General features: G+C 33.0%; 23 protein-coding genes and 1 riboswitch. Of the genes, 5 read left to right on the top strand and 18 right to left on the bottom strand.

Features of this window, described 5'->3' with window-relative positions; genetic code table 11:
• Positions 1–2: 2 nt before the first annotated feature.
• From abc-f to ACFVR2_RS23380, 6 genes are all read right to left on the bottom strand, one after another.
• Entirely contained in the window at positions 3–1,835 is a 1,833-nt protein-coding gene (abc-f, locus tag ACFVR2_RS23405; RefSeq protein WP_387367543.1) for a ribosomal protection-like ABC-F family protein, read from the bottom strand.
• A gap of 421 nt (positions 1,836–2,256) precedes the next feature.
• Entirely contained in the window at positions 2,257–2,751 is a 495-nt protein-coding gene (locus tag ACFVR2_RS23400; RefSeq protein WP_387367540.1) for an acyl-CoA thioesterase, read from the bottom strand.
• Positions 2,752–2,767: 16 nt separating this feature from the next.
• Positions 2,768–5,056 carry a 5-methyltetrahydropteroyltriglutamate--homocysteine S-methyltransferase gene (metE, locus tag ACFVR2_RS23395; protein WP_387367537.1) on the bottom strand — a complete coding sequence of 763 codons (2,289 nt, stop codon included), beginning with the start codon at positions 5,054–5,056 and terminating at the stop codon, positions 2,768–2,770.
• A gap of 148 nt (positions 5,057–5,204) precedes the next feature.
• A riboswitch (cobalamin riboswitch) is annotated at positions 5,205–5,402 on the bottom strand.
• 267 nt (positions 5,403–5,669) lie between these two features.
• Positions 5,670–7,058: an amino acid permease gene (locus tag ACFVR2_RS23390; protein ID WP_387367534.1), complete on the bottom strand. Its 1,389-nt coding sequence runs from the start codon at positions 7,056–7,058 to the stop codon at positions 5,670–5,672.
• Between the two features lie 128 nt (positions 7,059–7,186).
• Entirely contained in the window at positions 7,187–8,542 is a 1,356-nt protein-coding gene (gene brnQ, locus ACFVR2_RS23385) for a branched-chain amino acid transport system II carrier protein (RefSeq protein WP_387367531.1), read from the bottom strand.
• Positions 8,543–9,238: 696 nt separating this feature from the next.
• Positions 9,239–10,000: a TSUP family transporter gene (locus ACFVR2_RS23380; protein ID WP_387367528.1), complete on the bottom strand. Its 762-nt coding sequence runs from the start codon at positions 9,998–10,000 to the stop codon at positions 9,239–9,241.
• Positions 10,001–10,110: 110 nt separating this feature from the next.
• Here ACFVR2_RS23380 and ACFVR2_RS23375 point away from each other — a divergent pair, with 110 nt between their 5' ends.
• A complete protein-coding gene (locus ACFVR2_RS23375; protein ID WP_387367525.1) occupies positions 10,111–10,893 on the top strand; it encodes a TrmB family transcriptional regulator in 783 nt (260 codons plus the stop codon).
• A 99-nt stretch (positions 10,894–10,992) separates the two neighbouring features.
• Here the strand turns inward: ACFVR2_RS23375 and ACFVR2_RS23370 are convergent, their stop codons facing one another.
• From ACFVR2_RS23370 to ACFVR2_RS23345, 6 genes are all read right to left on the bottom strand, one after another.
• Positions 10,993–12,366: an MATE family efflux transporter gene (locus tag ACFVR2_RS23370; protein WP_387367522.1), complete on the bottom strand. Its 1,374-nt coding sequence runs from the start codon at positions 12,364–12,366 to the stop codon at positions 10,993–10,995.
• A gap of 135 nt (positions 12,367–12,501) precedes the next feature.
• The gene (locus ACFVR2_RS23365) at positions 12,502–12,930 is read right to left on the bottom strand and encodes a MarR family winged helix-turn-helix transcriptional regulator (RefSeq protein ID WP_387367519.1); all 429 of its coding nucleotides are present in this window, start codon (positions 12,928–12,930) and stop codon (positions 12,502–12,504) included.
• A gap of 516 nt (positions 12,931–13,446) precedes the next feature.
• Positions 13,447–14,793, bottom strand: a complete 1,347-nt coding sequence (locus tag ACFVR2_RS23360) for a GntP family permease (protein ID WP_387367516.1) — start codon at positions 14,791–14,793, stop codon at positions 13,447–13,449.
• Between the two features lie 19 nt (positions 14,794–14,812).
• Positions 14,813–16,357: a gluconokinase gene (gntK, locus tag ACFVR2_RS23355; RefSeq protein ID WP_387367513.1), complete on the bottom strand. Its 1,545-nt coding sequence runs from the start codon at positions 16,355–16,357 to the stop codon at positions 14,813–14,815.
• The gene (locus tag ACFVR2_RS23350) at positions 16,357–17,082 is read right to left on the bottom strand and encodes a GntR family transcriptional regulator (protein WP_387367510.1); all 726 of its coding nucleotides are present in this window, start codon (positions 17,080–17,082) and stop codon (positions 16,357–16,359) included. Before ACFVR2_RS23350 ends, gntK begins: the two co-directional genes overlap by 1 nt.
• Positions 17,083–17,543: 461 nt before the next feature.
• Positions 17,544–19,211: a S53 family peptidase gene (locus ACFVR2_RS23345; RefSeq protein WP_387367507.1), complete on the bottom strand. Its 1,668-nt coding sequence runs from the start codon at positions 19,209–19,211 to the stop codon at positions 17,544–17,546.
• A 759-nt stretch (positions 19,212–19,970) separates the two neighbouring features.
• Between ACFVR2_RS23345 and ACFVR2_RS23340 the strand changes: the two genes are divergently transcribed.
• Positions 19,971–20,225: a hypothetical protein gene (locus ACFVR2_RS23340; RefSeq protein WP_387367504.1), complete on the top strand. Its 255-nt coding sequence runs from the start codon at positions 19,971–19,973 to the stop codon at positions 20,223–20,225.
• A gap of 82 nt (positions 20,226–20,307) precedes the next feature.
• Here the strand turns inward: ACFVR2_RS23340 and ACFVR2_RS23335 are convergent, their stop codons facing one another.
• A complete protein-coding gene (locus ACFVR2_RS23335) occupies positions 20,308–23,061 on the bottom strand; it encodes a dynamin family protein (protein WP_387367501.1) in 2,754 nt (917 codons plus the stop codon).
• A 204-nt stretch (positions 23,062–23,265) separates the two neighbouring features.
• Here ACFVR2_RS23335 and ACFVR2_RS23330 point away from each other — a divergent pair, with 204 nt between their 5' ends.
• Positions 23,266–23,733, top strand: coding sequence for a hypothetical protein (locus ACFVR2_RS23330; protein ID WP_387367498.1), 468 nt, complete (start codon positions 23,266–23,268; stop codon positions 23,731–23,733).
• 60 nt (positions 23,734–23,793) lie between these two features.
• On the opposite strand, the gene ACFVR2_RS23325 is transcribed toward ACFVR2_RS23330, so the two are convergent.
• The gene (locus ACFVR2_RS23325) at positions 23,794–23,937 is read right to left on the bottom strand and encodes an imidazoleglycerol-phosphate dehydratase (protein WP_114342097.1); all 144 of its coding nucleotides are present in this window, start codon (positions 23,935–23,937) and stop codon (positions 23,794–23,796) included.
• Positions 23,938–24,039: 102 nt separating this feature from the next.
• On the opposite strand from ACFVR2_RS23325, the gene ACFVR2_RS23320 reads away from it, so the two are divergent.
• Together ACFVR2_RS23320 and ACFVR2_RS23315 are read left to right on the top strand one after the other, a co-directional pair.
• The gene (locus ACFVR2_RS23320; RefSeq protein WP_286131686.1) at positions 24,040–24,174 is read left to right on the top strand and encodes a hypothetical protein; all 135 of its coding nucleotides are present in this window, start codon (positions 24,040–24,042) and stop codon (positions 24,172–24,174) included.
• A gap of 89 nt (positions 24,175–24,263) precedes the next feature.
• Positions 24,264–24,446 carry a hypothetical protein gene (locus tag ACFVR2_RS23315; protein WP_387367495.1) on the top strand — a complete coding sequence of 61 codons (183 nt, stop codon included), beginning with the start codon at positions 24,264–24,266 and terminating at the stop codon, positions 24,444–24,446.
• 47 nt (positions 24,447–24,493) lie between these two features.
• Here the strand turns inward: ACFVR2_RS23315 and ACFVR2_RS23310 are convergent, their stop codons facing one another.
• From ACFVR2_RS23310 to ACFVR2_RS23295, 4 genes are all read right to left on the bottom strand, one after another.
• Positions 24,494–25,069: a GNAT family N-acetyltransferase gene (locus ACFVR2_RS23310; protein WP_387367492.1), complete on the bottom strand. Its 576-nt coding sequence runs from the start codon at positions 25,067–25,069 to the stop codon at positions 24,494–24,496.
• A gap of 209 nt (positions 25,070–25,278) precedes the next feature.
• Positions 25,279–25,830: a GNAT family N-acetyltransferase gene (locus ACFVR2_RS23305; protein WP_387367489.1), complete on the bottom strand. Its 552-nt coding sequence runs from the start codon at positions 25,828–25,830 to the stop codon at positions 25,279–25,281.
• 124 nt (positions 25,831–25,954) lie between these two features.
• Positions 25,955–26,425, bottom strand: coding sequence for a DinB family protein (locus tag ACFVR2_RS23300; protein ID WP_387367486.1), 471 nt, complete (start codon positions 26,423–26,425; stop codon positions 25,955–25,957).
• A 296-nt stretch (positions 26,426–26,721) separates the two neighbouring features.
• The gene (locus ACFVR2_RS23295; protein ID WP_387367483.1) at positions 26,722–26,913 is read right to left on the bottom strand and encodes a hypothetical protein; all 192 of its coding nucleotides are present in this window, start codon (positions 26,911–26,913) and stop codon (positions 26,722–26,724) included.
• Positions 26,914–26,927: the final 14 nt, after the last annotated feature.

Genomic DNA, 26,927 nt, shown 5'->3' with positions numbered 1-26,927 from the left:
ACTTACCCTTTCTTCTCCCTTCTCTCTGTCAAAAACCTCTCATTTATTCCATCGAGTTCCTTTTGTAGCTTAACGATTTTTGAAATTTGAGCCTTCTTTTCTTCATCCGTATCTTTTTCTTCTGCATTCATTGTAGCTATTTCTAGTTGTAGTCTAATTCGTTCATTTAATAAAGTTTGCTGATCGTTTGAGATGTTCTGTCTACCGTTCCATTCTGCAAAAGATCCTTTGAATTCATAAAGATTGCCATTTTCAATATGAATTACACGATTTGAGACCTTTTTTAGTAAATATGGATCATGCGACACGACAACTACTGCTCCAGGATAGGCAGCTAATGCTTCTTCAATTCTTTCTCTCGTATGAATATCTAAATAGTTTGTTGGCTCATCAAGTACTAGTAGATTAGCATCTGAAAAGTATAACTTTACGAAAGCAACTCTACATTTCTCACCCATACTTAATTGAGCAATATTTTTGTAAACATCCTCTCTTCTAAAAAGGAAACAGGCTAAAATTGTTCTGGCTTCTGTTTCAGTCATATTTGGAAGTGATAAAATTTCATTTAGAATTGTTGAATCCTCATTTAACGCTTCTAGCTCCTGCATAAAATAACCTATTTTTAATTGAGGATTATGTTTTACAGATCCACTATTAGGAATCATTAATCCTGTTAATAATTTTAAAAATGTAGATTTTCCAGAACCATTTTTTCCGATTACGGCTAATCGATCTTCTCGATTTAAAATAAAATCAACTTGGTTAAATAACGATTTTTCATCATATGAAAAATCAACTTTTTCGAATGAAATCATTTGTTTAGCTGAAAATGAATCATTTTCAAAGCTCGCTGAAATTATTTTAGCTTCTTTTGGTTTTTCTACTTTTCTTTTCTCTAATCGCTCTAAATCCTTTTCTTTTGATTTAAATCTTAATGCGTTTTTTGCCGCTTGTTTCTTCGCAAAAGGATCACGTTCACTAGCTGCGTTATGCGAGCTTGTAAACCATTGTTTATATTGATTAATTGTTTCAATGAGCTTTTTCTTTTCCGCTTCTTGTTTCTCATATTGTGCTTGCTGCGTTTTTCGCTCATGTTCTTTTTGTATTTTGTATGTTGAATAGCCACCATTATACTTAAATGTACCAAATTCCGTTAATTCAACAGTAACAGACGCAACATCATCAATGAATTGTCGTTCATGGGAAATAAAAAGTACACTACCTTTAAAGTTTTGCAACCAATCCGTTAACCATTGGATAGACTCAGTGTCTAAATGATTTGTTGGTTCATCCAAAATTAACAATTTTGGTTCCTTCATCATGATTTTTGCTAATTTGACTTTTGTTTTTTGGCCACCACTTAACTGACTAAATGGGTTATTCCATAATTCTTTCGGTAATTGAAATTTCTTCAAAACTTGATCTATTTTTGTTTCCCAATCATAGCCATCTAATTCTAAATATTTACTTAAACTCTCATTATATTTAGCAAGATTTTCTTCATTAGACAGATCAAGTACATACTTTTCTAAATTCTTTTTGATGAAATATCTCTCTTGATCAAATGACTCGATCACTTCCCTTGCTGAAAAGTTTTCCTGATTCTCTTCATCAGTTAAAAGCCATCCAATTTCATCTTTAGAATAGTGAATTTGCAGCATTCCTTTTTTCAATGGAATATTACCTAAAAGGGAATTAATAAATGTTGATTTTCCAACTCCATTTTCACCTATTAATGCTACCCTTTCACCTTCTTTAATGTCTAGGTTTCCATTTTTAAAAATTGTTTTTCCATTTAATTCTATTTCTATATTCGATGCTTTTATAATAAACATACACTTCACTCCATCCGATTTTAAAATATCACTCTGCTTAAAATTCAATCTGTTTTCGAAAGTATTTATTAACGAGAGAAAATAAAAAACACACAAGCAGTATCTGCCTGTGTGTAAATTGGATGCGATTTAATAAGCCGTGTATATATGAAAAAATATATACGTTAGATGATCTTTCAAATGAAATATAATCGTAAATAAACCATGTATTTTAGACAATGGATTAATTTAATATTAGTATAGGCTCATAAATAGACATAGTTATCCAATTTCTCTGATTTCAGGCAGAGTACTTTTTTGCTATAAAATTCGTTAGCTTAAAAAGTTATCGGATATTGTACATAGTGTCTAAATTTGATGCCTCCTTAAAAATATTATTTTAATCTTAGCTTACTTTTAGTATGATTTCAATGCTTTCTTTTTATTCTTTCCAAATTAATGCCAATTCCTTACTTAATTTCTTTCTTAATTGGCGACTTTCTAATCGTTTAAATGCTAATTGCTGTAATTTAATTTCTTCCTCAGTTTCTGGTATTACCTCTACTACTTTATGTGGTTTTCCATCTTTAAGTGCAACAAATGTTACAAAACATGTTGCAGCAACTCTTTTTCCACCTGAAAGTAGGTCTTCAGCAGTAGCTCGAACAAATACTTCCATTGAGCTTGAGCCTGTTAAGATCACGAACGATTCATAATATATGCAGTCACTTTCTCGAACTGGACATAAAAATTCTACTGAATCCATCGATGCGGTTACACATTCCATTCTCGAATGCTTTGTAGCTGAAATGGAGGCAATTAAGTCCATTGCGGCAAGCATTTTTCCTCCGAATAATGTACCATGGTTATTTAAGTCAGTTGGAAATATTCTACTACTATCAAATACTCTAGATTCTTTTACATATCTACCACTCATCGATTTCACCCTATCATTAAATAATTGAATAATATTTTTCTCGAACTTTTTTCGCAGATTTTACCATATTTGATAAGGCGTCAATTACCTCAGCTTCATTACGTGTCTTTAAACCACAGTCTGGATTAACCCAAAATCTATTTGCATCACACACTTTTAAAGAACTTAAAATATTTTCTTCCATTTCCTCAACCGATGGTACCCTCGGACTATGAATATCATACACGCCTAAACCAATTCCAAATGGATAAGGGGACTCAGATAAATAAGTAGAAAATTCTTGATGACTTCTTGCATGTTCAATTGAAATAACATCTGCATCTAATTCAATAATTGTGTCCATAATATCGCTAAAGTTGCTATAACACATATGAGTATGGATTTGCGTTTCATTTCGGACGCTTGATGTAGCTAAACGAAATGCTCTCGTTACCCAATGTAAATATTGATCCCAATCTTTTTGCTTCAAAGGTAAACCTTCTCGAATTGCAGGTTCATCAACTTGAATAATTGAAATACCAGCAGCTTCAAGTGCTTTTACTTCTTTACGTAAAGCTAAAGCAATCTCATTTGCTATTTCCTCTCTTGTACGATCCTCGCGAACAAACGACCAATTTAATATTGTAACAGGACCTGTTAACATCCCTTTGACTGGTTTAGTTGTTATACTTTGTGCATACTCAGTTTCATTTACAGTAATTGGCTTAGTAAATTCCACTTTACTGAAAATAATTGGCGGTTTTACACAACGCGATCCATAAGATTGAACCCACGCTTTTTTCGTAAATGCAAATCCTTCTAGTTTCTCACCAAAATATTCAACCATATCCGTACGCTCATACTCACCATGTACTAATACATCCATTTCAATATTTTCTTGAATTTCAATCCATTCTTTAATTTTCAATTTAATTTGATTCATATATTCTGATTCATCGATCGTGTTTTTTCGCCATTGCTGTCTTACTTGTTTAATTTCCTTCGTTTGAGGAAAACTTCCAATAGTAGTCGTTGGTAAAATCGGTAAATTCATTACTTTATTTTGTAAAGGATATCTTAAATGAAATGGTACTGGTCTTCTAAAATCTTCTTCATTAATGGATTCCAATTCATTACGAGTTGAGTGATTTTTTTCACTAAGTTGTTTTAAATTTACTAAACAATTACTTGCATATTTAACTTCATTATCAAACATGCTCGCTTTGTTAATGAATAAACTTTTTAGTATAACTAACTCTTCCAATTTTTCATCGGCAAACGCTAATGCCTCGAATAACGTTTCATTTAATAAATTCTCTTCAATTTTTGTAACTGGTACGTGTAGCAAACTACAAGACGGTTGAATCCACCAATCTTTTGGACTTATTTCTTCTTTGAGGGAATTCAAAAAATCAATGCAATCATTTAAATCATTTCTCCAAATATTACGTCCATTAACGATGCCTACGCCTAGTACTTTGTCATTTGGAAATCCGTGCTCGAGTATTGACTGTAAATTCCCATCTTTACCATGAACAAAATCAAGTCCAATGCCTTCTACTGGGAATGTAATTAGTTCCTTATATTGTTCAACTGCTTCAAAGTAAGTTTGAAGCATTATTGATAATGATGGTACAGCTTTTGCGATTTGATCATAAACTTCTTTCATAAAACGAATATCTTCGCTTGATTCTTCTAACACAAAACATGGTTCATCAATTTGTATCCACTCAACACCTTCATTCTCAAGCTCTTTAAGCATTTGAATATAAAGGCTTACTAGATTATTAATTATTTCTCGTTTTTCTTCTTCTTGGTAACCTTTTGCTAACTGTACAAATGTATAGATTCCTAGAATGACAGGTTTCGTTTTTATACCAAGCTCAAGTAGTGCCTCTTTGTATGCTTCTAATGGCTTATTGAAAAATAATCTTGATTGCTTGTCTTTTTGATATTCAGGAACGATATAGTGATAGTTTGTATTAAACCATTTCGTCATTTCACAAGCTACAATGTTTTTACTACCCCTTGCTAATGCAAAATATGTCTCTAGACTTGGTTTTTCATTTACTTCACCAAATCGACTAGGAATCCAACCAAACATCGTAGCAAAATCTAGCACATGATCATAAAACGTAAAATCATTTACAGGGACTAGCTCCACACCTAATTCATGCTGTTTCTTTATTGAGCTTATTCTCAGTGATTTCATTTCTTTTTCAAATTGTTCTTGATTGATTTTCTTTTGCCAAAAGCTCTCTAACGTTTTTTTCCATTCACGATTTTCACCAATTCTCGGATATCCTAGATTACTTATATGTACCACTTTTTCCCTCTCCTTTTATCTAAAATAAAAAAGCATTTTTATCTCAATAAGAGACAAAAATGCCTTTAAGTTGGAAAACATAAATAATTAGAATACGTTAACTTAAGCTTTCTTTCCATAAGGCACCTCCCTATCTCTCGTAGGTCAAACAGCGTCGATAGAATAGGCAGGTCTCCTGACTTAAGAATCTTTGTAAATAAAAGCCTTCCTAAATTAATAAGTGGCATCTTCTTATTTACTCCTCTATTACAGTGGCGGGACCGTGTTGGAATTAAACCAAACTTCCCTTTTAAGTAAATGAATTCAAACAATGAACTTCATTTACACCTATTCCCTACTATTTAGTTTTCATCATTTTGTCATAAAATGCAACAATAGTCAAAATATTTATTTTTTATTTTCCGTACTTATTTAAAAAAAATTTTATTAGGGTTAAAAAAATACTGTCGATTCTTTATTCGGACAAATAAAAAAATGCGTTCGCATGATAATCTCATCCAGTTTAATTACTGTTTGATTTTATAATACGAACGCCTTGATTGTTAAAAAAATTTATATTTTTATTGTATAACTAAATTCAAATGAACATCTTACGATCAAACTAAGTGATTGATCAATTAGCTACTTTTTCATCTGTTTGAGCATCTAATGGTACACGTTTTCCGATACCGAAAGCATAAAAACAAATGACAAGGATTGCCAAGAAAATAATCCCTACAATAAGTGAGATGCGTGTGTCATCATTAAACCACATACCGATTAATACCAAAACTAAATAGGCTAACGTTAAGTAGTTAGTAAATGGTGCAAAAGGCATTTTAAAAGGATGATTCTTAATTTCATCTCCCTTTACTTTTCTGAAACGAATATGACTAATTAAAATGACAAACCACGGGATCATCCCAGGAAGTACGCTTGCACTGTATACATACACGAATAAGTTTTTTGGTGCAATAAAATTTAAAATAACGCCGACTACTAAACCAATTAGTACACCGATTGTACCGAATAAAGGCACTCCGTTGTTTGAGACTTTTGTAAAATATTTTGGTGCTTGTCCATTTATACCTAATGTATAAAGCATGCGTCCTGCACTATAAATACCACTGTTACAACCAGACATTGCAGCAGTAATTACTACAAAGTTAATAATTCCAGCCGCAGCTGTAATACCAACTTTTGCAAAAGTTACAACAAACGGGCTACCAAGCGAATTTAGTTGATCCCACGGGAAAACTGTTACAATTACAAAAATAGCACCAATATAGAAGATTAAAATACGCCAAATAAGACTTTGAATCGCTTCTTTTAATGTTTTTTTCGGATTTTCAGCTTCTCCAGCTGTAATACCTATTAATTCAACGCCTTGATAAGCTCCAACAACTAGTGAAAGTGCAAAGAAGAAACCTGACCAACCTCCTGTAAAGAAGCCGCCATTTTTCCAAAGGTTAGATATCCCAATCGCATTTCCTCCGTTTCCTAAGCCGAAGAAAATAAGACCAAACCCTGCAACAATCATCAATAAAATTGTAACGACTTTAATCATTGCAAACCAAAATTCAAATTCACCAAATGATTTAACAGAAATTAAATTTGCTGCACCAAGAATCACAATTGCAATAATTCCTGGTATCCAAGCAGGTAGGTCTGGAAACCAGTACTTCATATATGCCCCAACTGCTATAATTTCTGACATTCCAACAATAACCCACTGGAACCAGTTACTCCATGCAGTCATATACCCTGCTAAAGGGTGGATATATTTATGGCCAAATGTTGCAAATGAACCTGTACTTGGCTCTACGTATAGCATTTCCCCCATTGCACGCATAATGAAGAAGATAAAAATCCCCGAAATTGCATAAGCAAGCATTACTGATGGACCTGTCCAATGAATTGTGCTCGTTGAACCCATAAATAAACCTACTCCGATTGTACCGCCTAAAGCAATCATCTGAATATGGCGCGCTTTCAATCCTTTTTTCAATTCCTTTTGTGCCATTCTATTTCCTCCCCTTTTTGATGAAACAAGTGTCACTTTTTGAATCAATCTTAAAAACTTCTCCCCTAAAACCATTACTAACTTATTAAGAATATTTACAGTTAAAAAGCTTCTTTATTTTCCTATAATTAACTGATCTTTCGAACTGAACTAGGAATATTTTTCTTATTTTTCTTACGTAAAATACTAATATAATAACCAATAAAACCACCAATAATAGCTGGAACAATCCAACCTAAACCTAAACTATATAACGGGAGGTACTTAGTGAAAAAATGATGAATGACTTCAATATGTATTCCAGCCGAGTTTAACCCATCAAATAGACTCACGATAAAAGTTAAGATCAAACTGCCTTGATACACCTCTGACCTACCTTGAAATATATAGTGTAAGAATGTTAAGAAAATTAAGGATATAGCGATAGGATATAGTGTCATTAATACAGGAATTGAAACTTTAATTAGTTGTGTTAATCCTATATTTGCTATAAGAGTACTAAACACAGTCATAATGATCGCAATTTTTTTGTAAGAAATTTTTGGAAACAATTCATTAAAAAAAGTAGAACAAGCAGTGATCAGTCCAACACTCGTAGTCAAACATGCCACTGTAATCATTAAACCTAATAATATTGATCCATAGGAACCAAAATAATAGTCTGAAACTTTCGCTAAAACTTCAGCTCCATTATCTAATCGACCAAGTTTCTCAACACTAGAAGCGCCCATATAAGAAAGAGCAGAATAGATTATTGCTAAAAGTGAAGCAGCTATTGCTGTTGACTTTCCACAAACGATCATAAGCTGTTTTTTAGTAGTAACTCCTTTTCCTTTAATTGCGTTTACAATAATAATTCCAAAAACAAAAGCTACAAGAGCATCCATTGTTAAATAGCCTTCTTGAAAACCTTTAAAAAACACATTTGTTGTGTATCCTTTAAATGGCTCTTGAAATCTTCCAATTGGATGAACAATAGCGATAACAACTAGCATTCCGATAAACGTTAATTTAATAGGAGTTAGAAATTTTCCAACTACATCAATAATCTTTGTAGGATTAAGTGATAACAAGCATGTAACTGTGAAAAATAAGATGGTAAATATGATTAATGCACCAGGACTTGCATCATTTGATAAAAAAGGTTTAACGCCAATTTCAAACGATACATTCCCTGATCTAGGGATAGCAAAAAAAGGACCAATTGCTAGATAGAGAACCGTAGTAAATACAATACCAAACAACGGATGTACACGTCTAGCTAAAGATTGCAAATTTTTTTCACCTGAAAAAACAAAAGCTGTAACACCTAACAATGGTAATCCAACTCCAGTAACTAAAAAGCCTGCATTGGCTATCCATACGTTTTTTCCGGCTAACTGTCCAAGTATGGGTGGAAAAATTAGATTTCCTGCTCCAAAAAACAGTGCAAATAACATAAAACCTAAAATGATTATAAAAGTATTAGGTACTCTTGGTGACATAAACAACAACTCCGATTAATAATTTGTATAAAGTTCCCAATTGGACTAATTTTCAGACCAAACAATCTTACCTCACATTTTCATCAAATTCAATAAAATTATATTATAATAAGATGTTGTTTCTTCGGGTGATTATATTTTGTCACAAATTCTTCAAATCTATAGAACTCAATGATAAATAAGTTGTGTCCTATTGATTTCCTCTGCAGGGTGCTCGCTTTCCATGGAGCGAGACCTGAGCCTCTTCGGCTCCGCCTGTGGGGTCTCAGCCTTCCCGCTAATCCCATAGGAGTCGAGCACCCTTCCGTTCCAATCATGATCTTTATAAAAAATAATAATATTGATTGTGAAAAAGAGGATATATTAATTTTCACAAGTTGGTTAAATTATTTATATACCACCAAAATCACTTGTTTATCAATAAGATGACAGATAAAACAATAATAAATAGACTCTTTTTTCATAGAAATTCAAAATTCATTTAATGTTCGTATTGTTCAATATCGACTACTATATATTTCAACACTCTGAAAAAGCACCCCAGTCGATAAACTGGGGTGCTTTAGTATCTGGTCATATTTTTCTATCTTGCATTTTTAAGTTGAATTAGTTATGTAGTTCTCATATATTTGGTTTTGTTTTTTTAAGATTCACTTTCGTTTTAGGGCCTTTTGCAAAGAACAGTATAATAAAAAGTTATTGAATATAATCATAAATATTCTTCACTAATAATAAACAGGTCACTGCAATAAACAAAGCACGAACATAGCCACTTCCTTTTTTTATCGCAAATTTCGATCCACAAATCGCACCAGCAATTTGTGCAATTCCCATTATTATTCCATAAGTGTAGTTTACTTGTCCTAAAAACATAAACATTAACAACCCAGCAATATTACTACTAAAGTTTAAAAATTTAGCATTGCCTGCAGACTTTAAAAAATCAAACCCAATCATCAAAAATGCAAAAATTAAAAATGATCCTGTCCCAGGTCCAATGAACCCATCATAGAAGCCAATCGCAAATATCGTAACTAAAAAAATAATGAATTGATAATTGGGTAAGTTTTTTTGTGTTGACATGCTTCCCCAATCTTTCTTGAAAATAGTAAAAATTGCTACAGCTCCAAGCATAATTAACATCAAGGGCTTAAGCAATTCAGGGTTTAGCAAATGTACAGTGTATGCACCCAATAATGAGCCAACAAATGAGAGTGGAAAAAATCTAACCACTGATTTTAATTCGAGTTTACCAGAACGATAAAACATATATGTACTTGTTAGTGAGCCAATTGTCGCTGCTAATTTATTGGTAGCTACTGCCGCGGCAGGATTAAGCCCAGTGAATAATAATGCAGGTAGTGTAATCAACCCACCACCCCCAACAACAGAATCAATAAATGATGCTAAAAATCCAAAACAAATTAAAATAATTAATAAAGATGAGTCTAAATGCATTTCGATCAACCTCTCTGAATAGTCACTACTGAAATAGTAACTAACAAATTGCTATCTGTAAATAGTTATTGTAAATTTATTACATAAACAAAAAATAGGAGTGCGAAAAAATGGGAGATCTAGTGCAACAGTTCAAAAAATTAGGTTTTAACGAATATGAATCTAAATCTTATGTATCACTCGTTAAACAAGGTCCTGTAACAGCCTACCAAGTTAGCAAGGACTCAGGTATACCAAGAGCACGAATTTATGATGTGTTAGGTAATCTTGTTGAAAAAGGAATTGTCTTGAAAGAGGAAATAAATGACACGGTACGATATTCACCTCTGCCTGTTGAAATCTTTTTACAGAATGCCCAATCAGAGTGGCAATCAACTTATTCTGTTATAAGTGACTCTTTAAAAGATCTAGAATCATTTGGTGAAAAAGTGGACAACCGTGTAATTACTTTAAAAGACTATAAAACGATTATTAACTATTGTGAGACGCTAATAAAAAAAGCTGAAAAACGGATAGTGATTTCAATGTGGGACGAAATGTATGAGGTTTTGAAAAAGGAACTGGTTCATGCGGCTGAAAAAGCAACCATAAAAGGAATTACTCTTCACGTCGAAAATCCAATAGGAAATCTAGAAAGTCATCGCATTACACCATTTACTGAGACTAAGTCTACAGATCATTGGTTTATTTTGTCGATTGATTCTAAAGAAATGATTTATGGACCATCAATTGAGGAGCGTAGTATTGCTTTTTATACAAATGATCCAGTTCATATTTACTTATTAGAAGATTATATATGGCACGATGTACTAGTAAATAGACTTGTTCGACGTAGTCAAGACGATTTAGAGCAATGGATTACTTCTGAGCGAAGAGCCTTTTTCATGGAATAATAATAAGCAAATTCAAAGTACAAATAAATAAAGCATAAGTATCTTAATACTTATGCTTTGTTTCTAGTCTATTGGATGGTATTCACAATTTTGGTGATTTTAATGAACTAGGCTGTTATCTGGCATTTTCTTAAGTTTTCTTAAGTAAGGAATCATTAGAATAGCTCCCATAACGAATGTAATCCCCTCAGTAAGTGTTAAAGACCAAATTATGCCACTTAATCCATAAAAATGATGTAAGATGATGACAACTGGAATGAAAAGAACACCTTGTGTAATTGACATTATTCCTGTTGCAAGCCCTTCACCAGACGATTGGAAGATACTAGTGAATAAACCTGTGAATCCGTTAAAAACAGATGAAATAAGTTGAGCTGTTAAGATTAGTGCTCCAATACTAAGCACGGCTGAATCGTTTGTAAATAAACCGAGTACTTGAATTTTAAATATATATACAATTCCACCAAATACAATTGAGATCCCGCCAATCCATAAAGTTAACTCTTTTAATGTTTCATATAGACGCGGTTTATTTTTCCCACCAAAGTTATAAGCAATTAAAGAAATGGCTCCTATAAATAAGCCCATCGTAATAAATTCTGGAAGTTGAGCAATCCTTACAGCAATACCAAAGCTTGCTACAACATGCTCGCCGTATTCAATTGAATAATTATTTAAGAGTAAAGTTGTAACAATCATAAATGACATTTTAAATAACTCTGGAACACCGACTTTATAGATTTCTAATTGATCGGTTATTGATACTTTCCAATGCTTTAAGAAACCTCTTAAAGTTTCACTTTTTCTGTCTAAAAACCAAATGTAATATATGCTTGCCGCGATATTTGCTAAAACCATCGAAAGGGCAGCCCCCATTACATGAAGGTTTAAAACTAAAATGAATAACACATCAAATAAGATGCTAAAAATTACACTAATAAACATTCCATACATCGATTCTTTTGCAGCACCCTCAGAACGCACAATTTGTTCTAATGCAAAGTTCAAAATAAATGCAAAGCCACCAATAAAAAGTGTGATCGTATATTGTTTTGTATAAAGCAATGTTGAAGGATCTGCTCCTAACAAATGAACAATTGGATTAACAAATAATAAAGCAATTACTGCAATAATCAATCCACATATAATACTCATATAAAAAGCATAGCCTGCTACAGATTTCCCTTTCTGAAGATTTCCTTCACCTAAGAGACGAGTAACAAAAGTTCCTGCACCAACCCCAAATACATTCCCAATCGCCATTAGCACTGTAAAGATTGGTAAACCTAATGTAATGGCGCTTAACATCGCAGTATCATGTACTAAACCGATAAAAAATACATTTATTAAGTTATAGATTGTACCAGCAGAAATCCCAATCATCATTGGAATACATAAACGAGCTAACGCTTTTCGTATCGGTGCTTCTTTTAAATAATAAATATTAGATTGATCCACTTCAAATTCTTCCATAATATTCCATCCCCCCGAATCTTATTCTTTTTTATTTTGGTTTAAGAAAAACTTAGTTTTTGTTTCTATATAATTAGAATTCTAACTTTTAGATTTCTATCAATTTATCAATACGACCGTAATGGCCGTAGTCACTTAAAGGTTCGAATCAATTTTTTTCAAAAGGCGTAAAAATTCATTTTTTTCTTCTTCAGTCAATGATTCTGTTAATCGTGATTCCATTGCCAAAAACATATCATCAATTTGATTAACGATTTCTCTACCTTTTTCTAATACGAAAATTTGTTTCTGGCGTTCGTTATCAGCTTGGACTTTTCTTCCAATATATCCATTCTTTTCAAGCCCTTGAAGCATGCTTGTTATACTTGCACCTCTTCGATTAAATGCATCTGCTAAATCCTTTTGGATAATACCTCGATCCTGATGCTCAGCGATATAACTGATCATCCTACCTTGTTGTGGATTTACTTCAAGTTCTTTTGTACGATACGACAATTGATCTCGTACCTTATGCATAATGGTACTAAGAAGTCTCGTATAAGGTGTATCAATCAAATCGTTCACCCCCGAATAATTAGAATTCTAACTGTCTGAAACCAATATAACTCGGTAGGCGTTCTATGTCAATTAAAAAGATAGAAATCTAACAATTAGATTATAAACTTTAAAATCTTTTTTTAAACCTATTAAAAGATTTTATTGTGTCATTTGCCCTACATTATTACTAGTCCAAATTTAATAACAAAAGAAATAACCAGTACAATTCTCAGCACTAAATTAAGTTCTATTTAACCAAAACATCAATATGAACTAAGACTCAAACATATAATCTTACAGAACTAATAACCTTCATTTAGAAAAGGGTAGCATTACCCAATCGTTTACCAAGTTGAAATTGTCACGTTCTTCCTAGAAGGTCGGTTCGTTCTCAAAGACTGAATAAAACGATCATAAAATAAAGAGCAGTAATCCACTACTATAATACATAGAGGATTCTAAGTATTTTAGTGAGGATACTGCCCTTTTTGATTAATTAACCAACAGTAGGAGAAAATTACAGCTCCCCGCTGGTTTTTTCCATTATACGAATAAACTTAATAAAAGAATGAAGACCAATCCGCAAACGGAAATAATTGATTCTAATAATGTCCATGTTAAGAAAGTTTCTTTCATACTCAATCCAAAATATTCTTTAAACATCCAGAAACCTGCGTCATTAACGTGTGAAGCGATTAAACTACCAGCTCCAGTTGCTAGCACTACTAAAGCTAAGTTAGCGTCAGAATGACCTAACATTGGAATAACTAAACCAGAAGTGGTTAAAGCTGCAACAGTAGCAGAACCTAGTGAAATTCGTAGGATCGCTGCAATAATCCAAGCAAGTAAAATTGGTGACATTGAAGTTCCTTTGAATAACTCAGCTACATAATCACCAACACCGCCATCAATTAACACTTGTTTGAAGGCACCGCCGCCTCCGATGATTAAGAGCATCATCCCAATATGTGTAATTGCAGTTGTACAAGAGTTCATAACTTCTTTAATTGGTATTTTTCTAGCCAATCCCATTGTATAAATCGCAACTAATAATGAAATCACCATTGCAGTACCAGCATTACCAATAAAGCGAATCGCTACTAGTAGGCTATTATCATCAAATCCAATTGTTTTTTGTAGTAAATTAACAATTGTTGCAAATGACATTAAAATAACAGGAAGTAAAGCTGTAAATACACTGATTCCAAAACCAGGAGTTTCTTCAAGTTTAAATGTTTTTTGTTCACCTAAAGATGCAATATTACCCGTTTTTGTGAAGGATGCAGGTACTAGCTTTTTAGCAAGCTTTGTAAATAAAGGACCTGCGATAAATACAGTTGGTAAAGCAATAATAAATCCGTAAAGTAATACTTCACCAATATTTGCATGGTATTCACCAGCGATTACAGTCGGACCTGGATGCGGCGGTAAGAAACCATGTGTAACAGATAAAGCAGCCGCCATTGGAATACCTAGATATAAAATAGAAACTTTTAATTGTTTTGATATGGCAAATACAATCGGAATCAATAATACTAATCCTACTTCGAAGAATAGAGCGACACCGATAATAAATGAAGCAGCAACTACTGCCCATTGAATGTTCTTTTCACCGAATTTGTTAACAAGAGTCATTGCAATACGTTGAGCGCCACCAGAATCTGCGATCAATTTACCAAGCATTGCACCAAGTCCGAAGATTAATGCTAAATGACCAAGTGTTCCACCTAATCCAGTTTCAATTGTTGTGCCAATATTGTCTGGTTTCATTCCAAGTGCTAAAGCAACTCCAAATGAAACAATAATTAATGAAAGGAAAGTATTTAATTTTAACTTCATGATTAAAACAAGTAATGCTATTATTCCGATTGCTACTATAACTAGTGGCATGGAAATCCCCCCCGAAATTCTATTTATTTTTATTAATTAATCCTCTTTGATAATTAGCAATCCGCTTATAATCTTTTTCTAACACTCTCGATAGGCTAATAAAGATTGGCAATAATTCTCGATATTCTTTTACTGCACCTTCATTAGGAGTATGTTTGTAAGTATTACCGACCATTTCAGATACTACTTCAAAGGATTCTATTTTTCCTGTTGCATAAAGACCTAAAATACAAGCACCAAGACAAGAACTTTCATAGCTTTCTGGTACAACTACATCTAAATCAAAAATATCGGACATCATCTGACGCCATACATTTGATCTTGCAAACCCACCAGTTGCTTGGATTTTAGATACTGGACCATCCATACATTCAATTAAAGCTAAAAATACTGTGTATAAGTTGTATATAACACCTTCAAGTGCAGAGCGAATCATATGCTCCTTCTTATGCGCCATCGTTAAGCCGAAAAAGGATCCTCGAACATCAGGGTTCCATAATGGTGCACGTTCACCCGCTAAATAAGGATGGAATAACAAGCCATCTGCCCCAGGTTTTACTCCTTCGGCAATCTTTGTTAATACCTCATATGGATCAATACCTAATCTTTTTGCAGTTTCAACCTCTGAAGCCGCAAATTCATCTCGAATCCAGCGAAATATCATACCGCCATTGTTCACTGGCCCACCAATGACCCAATGTTTTTCCGTTAATGCGTAGCAAAATATTCGTCCTTTTTCGTCAGTTTGTGGTTTATCAATAATGGTTCTAATTGCCCCACTTGTCCCGATTGTGACTGCAATTTCTCCTTTTCGAATCGCATTCACACCAAGATTGGAAAGTACACCATCACTTGCACCAATTACAAAAGGAGTTTGTGGATCAATTCCCATTTGTCTAGCTAAATCAAGATTACAGTTTGTAAAAATCTCCGTAGTAGGTACTAGTCTAGATAGTTGATCAGTTGTAATCCCTGCAATCTGTAAAGCTTCCTCATCCCAATCTAATGTTTTAAGATTCATCATACCCATGGCTGAAGCAAGCGAATGATCTACAACATATTGGTCAAAGAATTTTTTAAATACATATTCTTTAATCCCAATATATTTTTTCGCTTTTTGAGCGATCTCTGGTCGTTCATTTACAATCCATGTAATCTTGCTTAAAGGTGACATTGGATGAATAGGAGTTCCTGTTCGTTTATATATTTCATGACCATTTAATTCATCTTTAATTTTATGAGTCCAAGACTCGCTTCGATTATCTGCCCATGTAATACAAGGCGTTAATGGTTGATCATTTTCATCCATGACAATTAGACTATGCATTGCACTACTAAAAGAAATAAATAATATCTCTTTTTGAGGATGTTGTTTCATTATTTTAGATATTGCTTGTACTAAAGCTGTAAAGATCTCTTCTGGGTCTTGTTCAGCTGTTGAAATATCAGGTGTATAGAGTGGGTATCCGATATTCTCTTGCTGGATGACTTCACCTGTTTCAGTAAATAAAACGGCTTTTGTGCTTGTGGTACCGATGTCTAACCCTAACATATAGTTTGTCATTATTCTTGTTCTACTCCTTTTGAAAACATTTGTTGAGATCTCCAAAGATCTTCTACTTTTCCTTGAACATCATCAAAGTTTTGATGTAAAGATTGAATCATAAGGTCTCTATTCTTCGTACCAATTGCATCTATATATAATTGATGATTTTCGACTATTCGTTGAAAGTCTTCGTATTTTTCCTTAAACCGTACTCGCATTGATAAAAGTATAAACGCTTCCATTACTGGTTTAGCATTATTCCAGATCATCAAAATGTATGAATGATCAATCGCTCGAATAATCGTTTCATGGAATAATACATCTTGAAATGAAAACTCATCGGCATCTTGATATTTAATTGCAATTTTCATCATTTCAAGAATTTTACTCAGTTCCATAACCAATTTTTTCGTGTCTAATTTTACCAACCGTTCAAATACAAATGTTTCGATTAGTAATCGAACATCATATATTTCTTCTATTTCTTTATCAGTTAATCCAATAACAACTGCACCCATTCTTTCTAAACGAATCAGATTTTCAGATGCTAGCGTTTTTAATGCCTCTCTAATAGGAGAACGACTTACATTAAAATCGGCAGCCAATTTATTTTCTGATAACTTGGTACCGCTTTCAATTAGACCAGAAATTATCTGCATCCTTAATTCATATGTTACACGATCACCAGCTGAAGCTTTTGATAGCCATTTTTCCGGATAAAGATACTGCTTTAATTCTGACATTGGTTCACCTTCATTTCCATACGAGTATACTTGTATACAAGTATTATAAAAACATAATTTAAAAAATGCAAGCGCTTTTACTTCAATTCACTCCACTTTGTATAGATTTTGAATATCATAGAAAATTTATTACAAGCAATTTAATTTAATACGACGTTCCCGCCAATTAAGAATTCTAGTAATTATTTCGGACTAATCACAGTTTAGGATTCCTATAACATCAGTAATTTAGAGCAAAAGAAATGGCTTTATAGTGCTTTTAGAGGTAAAAAAGAACATGTGAAATAAATTCATCATGTTCTTTTTTGTTTAAAGATTTAGTTGTCAATTTTTTCCATAATTTTCTAAATCAAAAATTCGTTTTTTGTACAGAAAAAGGTTGAATTTAAGATCAACTCTTAACTTCTCTCTTTAACAAAAACGACAGCCTCCATTAATTGGAAACTGCCGGTTTATTACCTTTAAAATCCATTTATATCGCGAATTAAATTATACGCATCTGGTGTCCCAATACCTGAAGCCATATCATAGCCAGATGTAGCCGGATAGTACAAGTTTGTTCCAGACGTAATATCATGATATGCTGCATATTTTTGAGTTGTATTAAAGACTTGATAAAGAGTTGGATTTGCTTGACCAAGGTTGCCCTTGCCATTTGCTGTTGCAAATTGATTATTGAGTGCAGCGATTCCAGCCCATAATGGTGCGGCAGCTGATGTTCCTCCGACTACGTGCCAGGCACCTCCAGTATAGATTGAATATCCGGTGCTAGGGTCGGCAGCTGCCGATACATCTGGAACCTCCCTTTTACCATTCGAATAACTATTTTGGACACCAGGACCTGACTGGAATGATGGCATAGCATAAACTTTAGATAATCCTCCACCGTCACCTGATTTGTTTGTTTTGTTACTCCAAACGGATTCTGAACTGTAATTAGTACCGCTTAAATTCAGGTGAGTTCCACCAACGCCAGTCACATACGGGTCATTTGCTGGACTATCGACCTCTAAAGTTCTACCTCCAGAATCATAGGCACCATTGTCTCCAGACGCAGCAAAAATACTTTGTCCTTGGGCAGCAAATTGTTGGAATATGGTATGTAAGCTATTCATCGTCGCACTTGCTTCATGCTGCTCACCGATCCCCCAGCTAACAGAAATTGATTTTGCCTTATTATCAGAGGCAATTTTTTGATAAGTATCAATTAGGCCTTGCGCGCTATTTGGCCCTTCGTATACAATCACTTGTGCTTTTGGTGCAATTGCATTAATTACCTCAATGTCAAGTTCAACTTCAATTGCACCTTGACCTGCAGCACCACTATAACCATCAATATATACATTTGTTGGTGCAGGGCTTCCTAGTCCATAGTAACTGTTATAGGTACTAACGTTCGTTGCTTTATATCCGTCCAATTCCATGACTGCTACAGTTTGGCCGGATCCAGTATATCCGGCAGTTGCCAGTGGGTTGATATCGTAAGCACCTTTTAATTCAGCAGGTGTATACCCCCCAGCTGGACCACTGCCCACTTTCGGTGTCACCGCTTTATTCTGTTGAGTGACTTGCATAGGTGAACTACTAATTTTCGAATGTGTGTAATGTGGTTCATTATTCAGACCTTCAACATTCGTAATCACCCCAGAAAATTCAGCGGGAATGGAAGGAGCTTGATCATTGGCATAATAGGTTTCGCCATTTGAATCTTTATAGTTTTTTATGGTTACACCAAAAGTATCTTCCATTTGACCAATGGTGCCACTGACGGTAATAAAGGCGTTATTGGAAGAAACATTTTCGACTTTAAAGCCTTGACTTGTCAAATAGCTTTTAACATTGGCAACAGTTGGATCAGTTGGTCCATATTGATTTTTAAATTCGTCGGGAGTTAAGTATTTCTTGTAGTTGATGGAGTCAGGATTCTTTAAGCTGGCAATATAATTATCCAGTTTATCGCTGTTTCTTAGCTGAAGGGCAATAGTTATAAAAGCTTTGGAGTTGCGGTTTGTGTGACCAATGGAAGTACCGTGATTTGCAGCGTTTGGAGCTGCCTGAATAAGTTGTACATGTTTAGAAGCTGCGGCAAAAGTTGAGCCTCCTGGGAAATACAACGATAATGTTAACAATGAAGCAACAGTCGGTACTATTAATTTTCGTTTTCTTTTTTTCATCCTTACACCTCTCCTTAGTTCCTAAATAAGATCTTACCAACAATCTAGAAATCAAAAGACGATTTGAGGCTACCAACTAGCATGAAATTAAATTTTCCAGTCATTTCTTTTGGCGATCGGCTTCGGGTTATGTATCACCTTCTTTCAATAATACAACTTTCCATTTGGGATCTATTTTTGTTATGGAAATGTTTATGATTTGATTTGACGTAAAAATTAGAATCTCCTGCAAAACACATTTTTTTTAATTGAATTTTAAAGAATCTTAAAGAAGCTTAAAGAAACTAAACTCCCAGATAGTTGAAGAACAAAGAAAAAAAGAGTTAGTTTAGCAACTCTTTTAAACTTTTTCTTATCAAAATGTTTTTTAACTCCTCAGCCCCTGTATCCTAAATTCTCAGAGATATTTTCTTCAAAAAGCGTATTTTTGATTAAGAACTTGTCAGCGTATCTCCTATGAGTTAATAATTCTCATACTTTTGCATTTTTACTTACTCATGAACTCCTCTATCTCAAATTTTTTCATTTTTTTCTCACTCATGAATCCTTTATGAGTAAGAAATATATTTCGAATATTCCTAAATAGTTTTAAGTTACCATTCTTTAGAATAGAATTAATTTAAAGATGGCCTCACCTGTTTTTTCGTACTGTTTTCCCAAAAAGTTTCATTAATTCGTTTTGAAGAAACTAAATGATAGAAGGTGATCTTTTTTATGAGTCATTTGTTATTAAGTAGACTTGGCAACTGGAAAATTCAAATTCATTGCCATCCTGGTATTAGAACTGTTGGAAATGAGCGGGAAGTGCTTTTACTCGATGAAGAACATGAAAAAATTGCACATTTTTCAATTGATACTAAAGGAGCCTTTTTAATACTACAAATCCCTTGGGGTGGTTATGTAAAAATCAAAGAAGGTTACCAAACAATCGTTGTACATATTCCGTTTGAAGAAGATACTGAAGAATAGTTGAATGAAATACTGACTTTATAAATAACTACATTGTTAAATATGTAAAAAAGAGTGTGCCAATTAGCACACTCTTTTCTTATTATTTACGCAATGTTAAAAATTCTAATTGTCTTAATCTTACTGTGAAGAATGTAATCGGATCGAAGTAAACACTTGGATTTGATTTCATATCTTCTAATGTTTGATTATAGTTAACAATTGCTACTCTTGTTTCATCAACTAGTTCATGGATTTGCTCAAATGGAGCATGTAGGAACATTGATAAATCTCTTGGTAAAGTTTTTTCAAACATTTCAAATTGTAGGAAAAACTTCATAGATAATTCTGATGTTACATCATCATAGTTGACATTATCAACGTACTTTTGATATTGAGCAACAAGCTTTGATTTATTTTGTGGCAGTAAACCTAATAAGATTCCTGAGCTCTTTAAGATAAATTGAGATGGTGAAGAATTTAATAAAATATTCATGTCATCTAGCTGAGTCATACTAGTCATTCGATCAGCATCACGGCGCCAGTCATCTAATACTTTAAAATCACACTCAAGATTTAAATATTCATTTCCAATGTAATCATTTAAAGAATCACTCATTTCAGTTAAATAGCTTTGAGTACCCTCTAATAAAATACCTGATTCTTTAATCCAGTTTTGAAGAGCTTCATTTAGTTTTGGTAAAGTATTCTCTCTTACATACTCACCAATTCGAAGATTCATCTCTTCGTTTAACGTTTCAAGAATAGTACCGAAATCACTATCTTCTTTGATTAACTCTTTACATTCTTTTAATAGACCAGGAATACTTAGTTTCAGGTCATATTTTAATTCATCTTTTAATTCACGATACGAGCTTTTAATTGTATTTAAATGTTCCATTTCTTTATCCTTTAAAGAATGTAATAGACCATTTAATTTGTCATCAAGAACTTCATTCCATTCAACATTAGCACGTAATTCGTCTTCATTCTCAACTCGTTTTTCTAATAAGAAATTAATTAATTTGCGAATAGCTAATAATAATTTCTCTGTTTGCTTGGAATTTGCTTCAGTTGATAGAACGTTATTCTCTATAAATAATTCTAAATCTTTAAATTGATCTTGATTACTATAAATTGAAGAATAAGGTAATACTTGAGCACTAGGGAAATCTAAACGAACTTTCGCTTGGATTTCAGCGCGAACTCGATCAATTTCTTCTTTACTATAAATAGAATCCATCTTATTTAAGATAAAGTGAATCGGTAGAGTTGGTAATTCCTTTTGAATTTTAACTAGTAAAGAACGTTCGTTTTCTGTATAAGGTGCAGTAGCATTTAAAACATAAACAAGACGATCTGCAAGTTTTACAGATTGTAATAATGCTTTTGTATTAACCTGGTTTCCATCAATTCCAGGAGTATCAATGATGGATAGGCGGTGCTTTTCTAAAAATGAATTTGGTAATTTATAGTATACTAATTCATCACCTTTTAGCAGATTATTTTCAACTGTTGTTAAATCGTAAAAATCTGCAAATTCAGGCAGCTGTGTATTTCCTTCCTTCGAAAATACGATAATATTTGATTCACTATCTTGTTCAAATAATACTGGCATTGAAGTAGAAGAACCCATCATTTTCTCACCTAAAAGTGAGTTAACAAATGAAGATTTACCGTTACCAGATGTACCTGCAACAAGCATTGTTGTATTTTCAAATTGAGTTAATTTACTTGTCCACCACTCAAAACGGTCCCCAACTTCTATTTCATTTAAAGCAGACCATTGTAAGATGTTTTCAAATAATTCTTTGCCAATTTCAAAGCAATCAGGCGTTTTCATTAACTGTTCAAATGCTCTTTCTGCATCAGCAACAATTTGATAATCGATACGGCCTGGGAATAATCGGTCCCATGCAAGTGTTGCAGTCGTTGCTAAAACTGCACCTTTAATATCGGTAATACGTAACCAATTTGTTAAGAAGCTTGGCATCATTTCTTCAAGCTGAGCTACAAAATAGTCACCTTCAACTAATTCTTCGTAGGTCATCGAATAGATAGATGGCAAACGATTCCACTTCACACCTGTCTCAACGTTAATTTGGAATAACATATCATTGAATGTTTGTAACCAATTTACATAAACTGATTGTACTCTGTAACTATTCCAAAGTGCTTCTACCATTAATTCAAAGTGTTCAAGATCAACTTTAGCCAATGATAGTAACGGTTGCACAAAATAACTTGGTGCCATTTCATTTGTTACACCATTTATAATGTATTCTCTTAATACAATAAACCATTTTAAATCTTCTGTACGAATTGATTCATCTGAAGCTAGAGCTACAGCACTATTCCAATCGTGATGTTTTTCATAAAAATTTCGTGCAATTCTTGTTACGTTTGGATAATCTGGATTATATTTTACTGCTTCTTTAATAATACGATCCGCTTCCTCGTATTTCGAAACATCGATATAAAGTGAGAATAAATTTAAGAATATTTCAGATGTCAAAGTACTACTATCTGTTTTAACTTCTTTATATAGCTTTTCTGCTGTTTCATATGAACCAATTTCATAATAAGAATCAGCAATATTTTTCTTTGCCCAATCACTTAACTGATTTCCGACTTTCTCCCATTTGAAAACTGCAGATTCAAAATCTTTATTTTCAAAATAAACTTCACCTTGTGCAAATCGAATCGATGAAAGATCCATATCATCATTTTGTTCTCTGTAAAGGTCAGCTAAAACTGCAATCGGATGGTTATTGTTTTCATTTTCATTTAAATAAGATTTATAAAATTGTTTTTTAATAAATTGTTCTTTCACTTTTACTTTCACTTCCACTGTCATGTTATCACCTACTATGTATATTAAAAATCAAATTAAGTCCAAAAATATGCCAAAAGGAATATGTTAAATTTATAGAGCATTATTATTTTACCAAATTAGAGTAACCTAAATTGTGACAATTCTATGTCATTTTCAAAAGATTTTTGTTATATTTGTTACGTTACATACAAAACATAGGTAAAAGAATATTTATTTGGAGGCATTATGCTAACTTACGAAGAAAAACTTACAATCATTGAATCATTTCCAGAATTAACTAAAAAGCCAGTCTCACTTGGGCGTACAAACTTTCAATATGAAGAAAGTTTAAAAGAAAAAAAGAATGTTGTTTATCATTTACATCCTAATGGGAACGGATTTGTATTTGCTGAAGGGATTAAAGGTTACAAAACAAACGATAAAGGTATGGTAAATGTAAGAGACTTTACCGAAGACGAACTTCGCACAATCCTAACTAAGTCAATCGAAACCCTATCAATCGAGCCGATTTTTGAAGAAGAAGATGAAGAAGTAGAAGAGATTTGGGTTAATGCGAACGGACAAATCCTTAAACTAGTTTCTGAAATGGACATGTGGAATGTTTACGCAGGAGAAAATCTAGATGGTACATTCAATAGCTACGGTGAAGCTTGTGAATATTTAGATGAAGAAGGATTTGATGTTCAAGACTGAACATCATTAGAAAAAATTTAGAGCTTGGGTAAATCCCAAGCTCTTTTTATTTTGTAAATTTTAGTGTAATTCATTTTTTGATTTACTGCCTTTTTTTGAGCGATAAACGTTTCCTTTTGTGTTGTCACCACTAGTAGGTGCTTGACCATGAAGTTCAGGTGCGTTTTGATTTTTACTTCCTTTGCTGCCGTTTTTACTTGTCATTCTTCTTCCTCCTCATAACATTTATCAAGAATAGATTCCCATATTAAATACGAGTTTATTCAAGGAATTTAAGCACATAATAATAAAAAAGGAGGGATAAACATGGCAAAAGGACATACAAACAAAGGTCCACAGAAAAGTTCTGTAGATCAATTTGGACATTCAGAGGAATCTGCCTATTCGAAGAGTAAAAAAATGGAAGAGTTTCATAAGAAAAATACAGAAAAAGACAGCTAATAGAACTTTTAATTCTTTTAAATGTACTTGCTAAATTTCCTTCAACAAGTCATTATAAAAGTATGATAAAATTGGAGGAAACTAAATTTATGAGCGAAAATAATAATGAACCAAAAAAAGTTAGTCTTCAGGAACTAATGAAACAAAAGTTGGCTAGCAAAAAACAGCAAAATTCTAATCAAAATAGTGGAGTAAATACTGTTAAAGATATGACGAAAAAGAATCAAATTTCTAAAAAGCCGAACAATCAACGCAAACGCATGGGTGTATAATTTTAAAAAAACGACTGAGGTAATCAGTCGTTTTTGATTTTGCATTTTTAAATGTCTTCTAAGAGATTTTGATTGCTATTATTTTCACCAAAGGTTAATACTTCCTCTACTGGCTGATAAGATTCACCGTAAAAATGTGTATCCCTATATGTATGAATCATATTATATGTTTTTTTCATTGCTTTAAAAATCATTTCTTCACCCTCATTATTTGGAGACCAGTATAAAATCTCCATAGGGTTTATTTCTTGAGTTGCTAGTGAGCGTCTGTTATATCCAATCGACTGAGCATGCTCAAAACCTTCTCTTTTATAAAATCGAAGCCGTTTTTCTGTATCTGTATCTTCATAATTAACTGGTTCAACTTCTAAAATAATCGGTTTGCCCTTCTTCTTTAGCTGATCAAGTAGTTTATACCCAAGACCCTGCCCACGAGCATCTTTAGAAACGAACAAGTAATCGATAAATACAAAATCATCCAGTTCCGCATACATTAAAACATGATGTGGACCTTCATCTTTATGGTAAATTTCTGACCGCTCTTTCAATAATGTTTCCATATGTTCCTTAGATTTCATTTCTTCAACTGGAAAATACTGATTTAGTTTTTCATACCAATGCATTGATATTCTCCTTTTCTTACAAGCAGTTTATAGCATCACGCTAGACAACTCATTATCTTAATGACCGCCCACAAGCTCTACTTTCTCTTCATTTAACTAATTAGTCATTAATATCTATACAAAATAATTAGTAAATCCTTTCAAATGAAGTATTTGAAGTATTAATACTTTTCATGCAAGAAAAAAAGTTCATTGATATGAAATTAACATTATTTCTTTAAAGAAACCCAATCTTCCGCTAACATACCATAAATGATGTGATCTACATAATGATCATACAACCATTCAGCTTTCCTGATACGACCTTCTTGTATAAATCCTAACCTCTCAGGTATAGAACGGCTTTTTGAATTTTCAACAGCTGCACGAATCTCAACCCGATTTAGCGATAGATCTGTTAATGCATAATTAACAAATGCATGACAAGCTTTTGTCATTATACCTGATCCTTCAAACCCTTTTCCTAGCCAATAACCGATACTTGTCGACCTATTTGACCAATCAATTTTATGGAATCCGATTACGCCAACAAGTTTAGCATTTGTCCAAATACCAGCTTGAAATCCATTGTTTTCAGCAAAATGTTTCATTGTCGATTTAATAAAATTCTCTGTATCCTCAAGTTTTTTATTGTATGCTATTAATGGTAACCATTCTTTTAAATGTTCCATAGAATTGATTGTTAAATTGTATAACTCTTCTGCATCTTGTAGAGTTAATAACTTTAATTGCAAGTTTTCTTCAATTTTATAACTAAACATGATCATTTCTCCTTCCAAATTTGGTTGTTTTCAACCTAATTGCTGACTCGATTAATTATACGTATTTAAACCCTGATTGTTTTAAACAAAAAAGACAGCTTTAAGCTGCCTCACGTAGGTTATGTCAACGATGTGATGTCCACGATCCTTGCATTTTTCTTATTTGAATAATTTGTCCGGTATGGTAAGCGTCATGTAGTAATAAATCCATTAATTTTACTTCAAAAGAATTTCTTATCAGTTCCTCATCTGTCATATTACTCAATAGCTGTCTTAAATTACAACTAGTATTTTCCAAACGTTCAACTACCTTCTCCCATTCATTTACATCATTCGATGGTTCAGTTAAAAAGAATGTTTGGTCACCGTCTAAGTTTTGTGTCCACTCTCTACCTTCTAGATTTGCTACAATCCTCTCTTTGTAATAAAGAAGATGATTAACGTTTTCCCAGATTGATTTAGTTGCTTCCCCTGATGGTCTCCAACCAGCTTGTTCAGCTGTAATTCCTGCAATTGAATCTTTTAGTGGAGCAAACCAACTTTCCTTATCATATGTTTTGTCTAATACGTTCAAAAACATTTCTATTCGATTCAAAAAAATTCCCTCCTTTTTTAAACTCTAATAATTTTTAGAAATTACATCTGTAAAGTCTCGTCATAACCATTAAACTGTCATTAAAAAAGTAGGACTAAATTTGAACTAAATGATAACGATTGATTCATATTGAGGTCACCACTGTTTACTTATTCAACAAATGGTCATTTTTACCTTTTCTTTTTTTATGCTCTTATAAGATTGGGAACTTTGGTATCAACCTTCTAGAAATTAGCCGAAAATACTTCTTTAAAAACCAAAAAGAGTCACAACCATGACTCTCTTAGTAGCTTTAACTATGAAGTTAATTGAAGTACAAATAAAACTAAAAACACACCAGAAAGTACACTAATTTTTTGAAACTTTGTTCGTTTTTCAAACCAGTCCCATCTTTGATTCTTGTTAATAACAAGTTCAAAATGAAACATCAAATAATCAATCGTACTCATTAATAAAGCCCCTAATACCAACCAAATAATATTTGACATTCAAATTCTCCCTT

Origin of the sequence: Gottfriedia sp. NPDC057991 (assembly GCF_042886615.1) — a bacterium.
Lineage (GTDB): Bacteria > Bacillota > Bacilli > Bacillales > Bacillaceae_G > Gottfriedia.
Note: the sequence above shows the minus strand (reverse complement) of the source record. Positions and strands in the feature narration are given on the sequence as shown.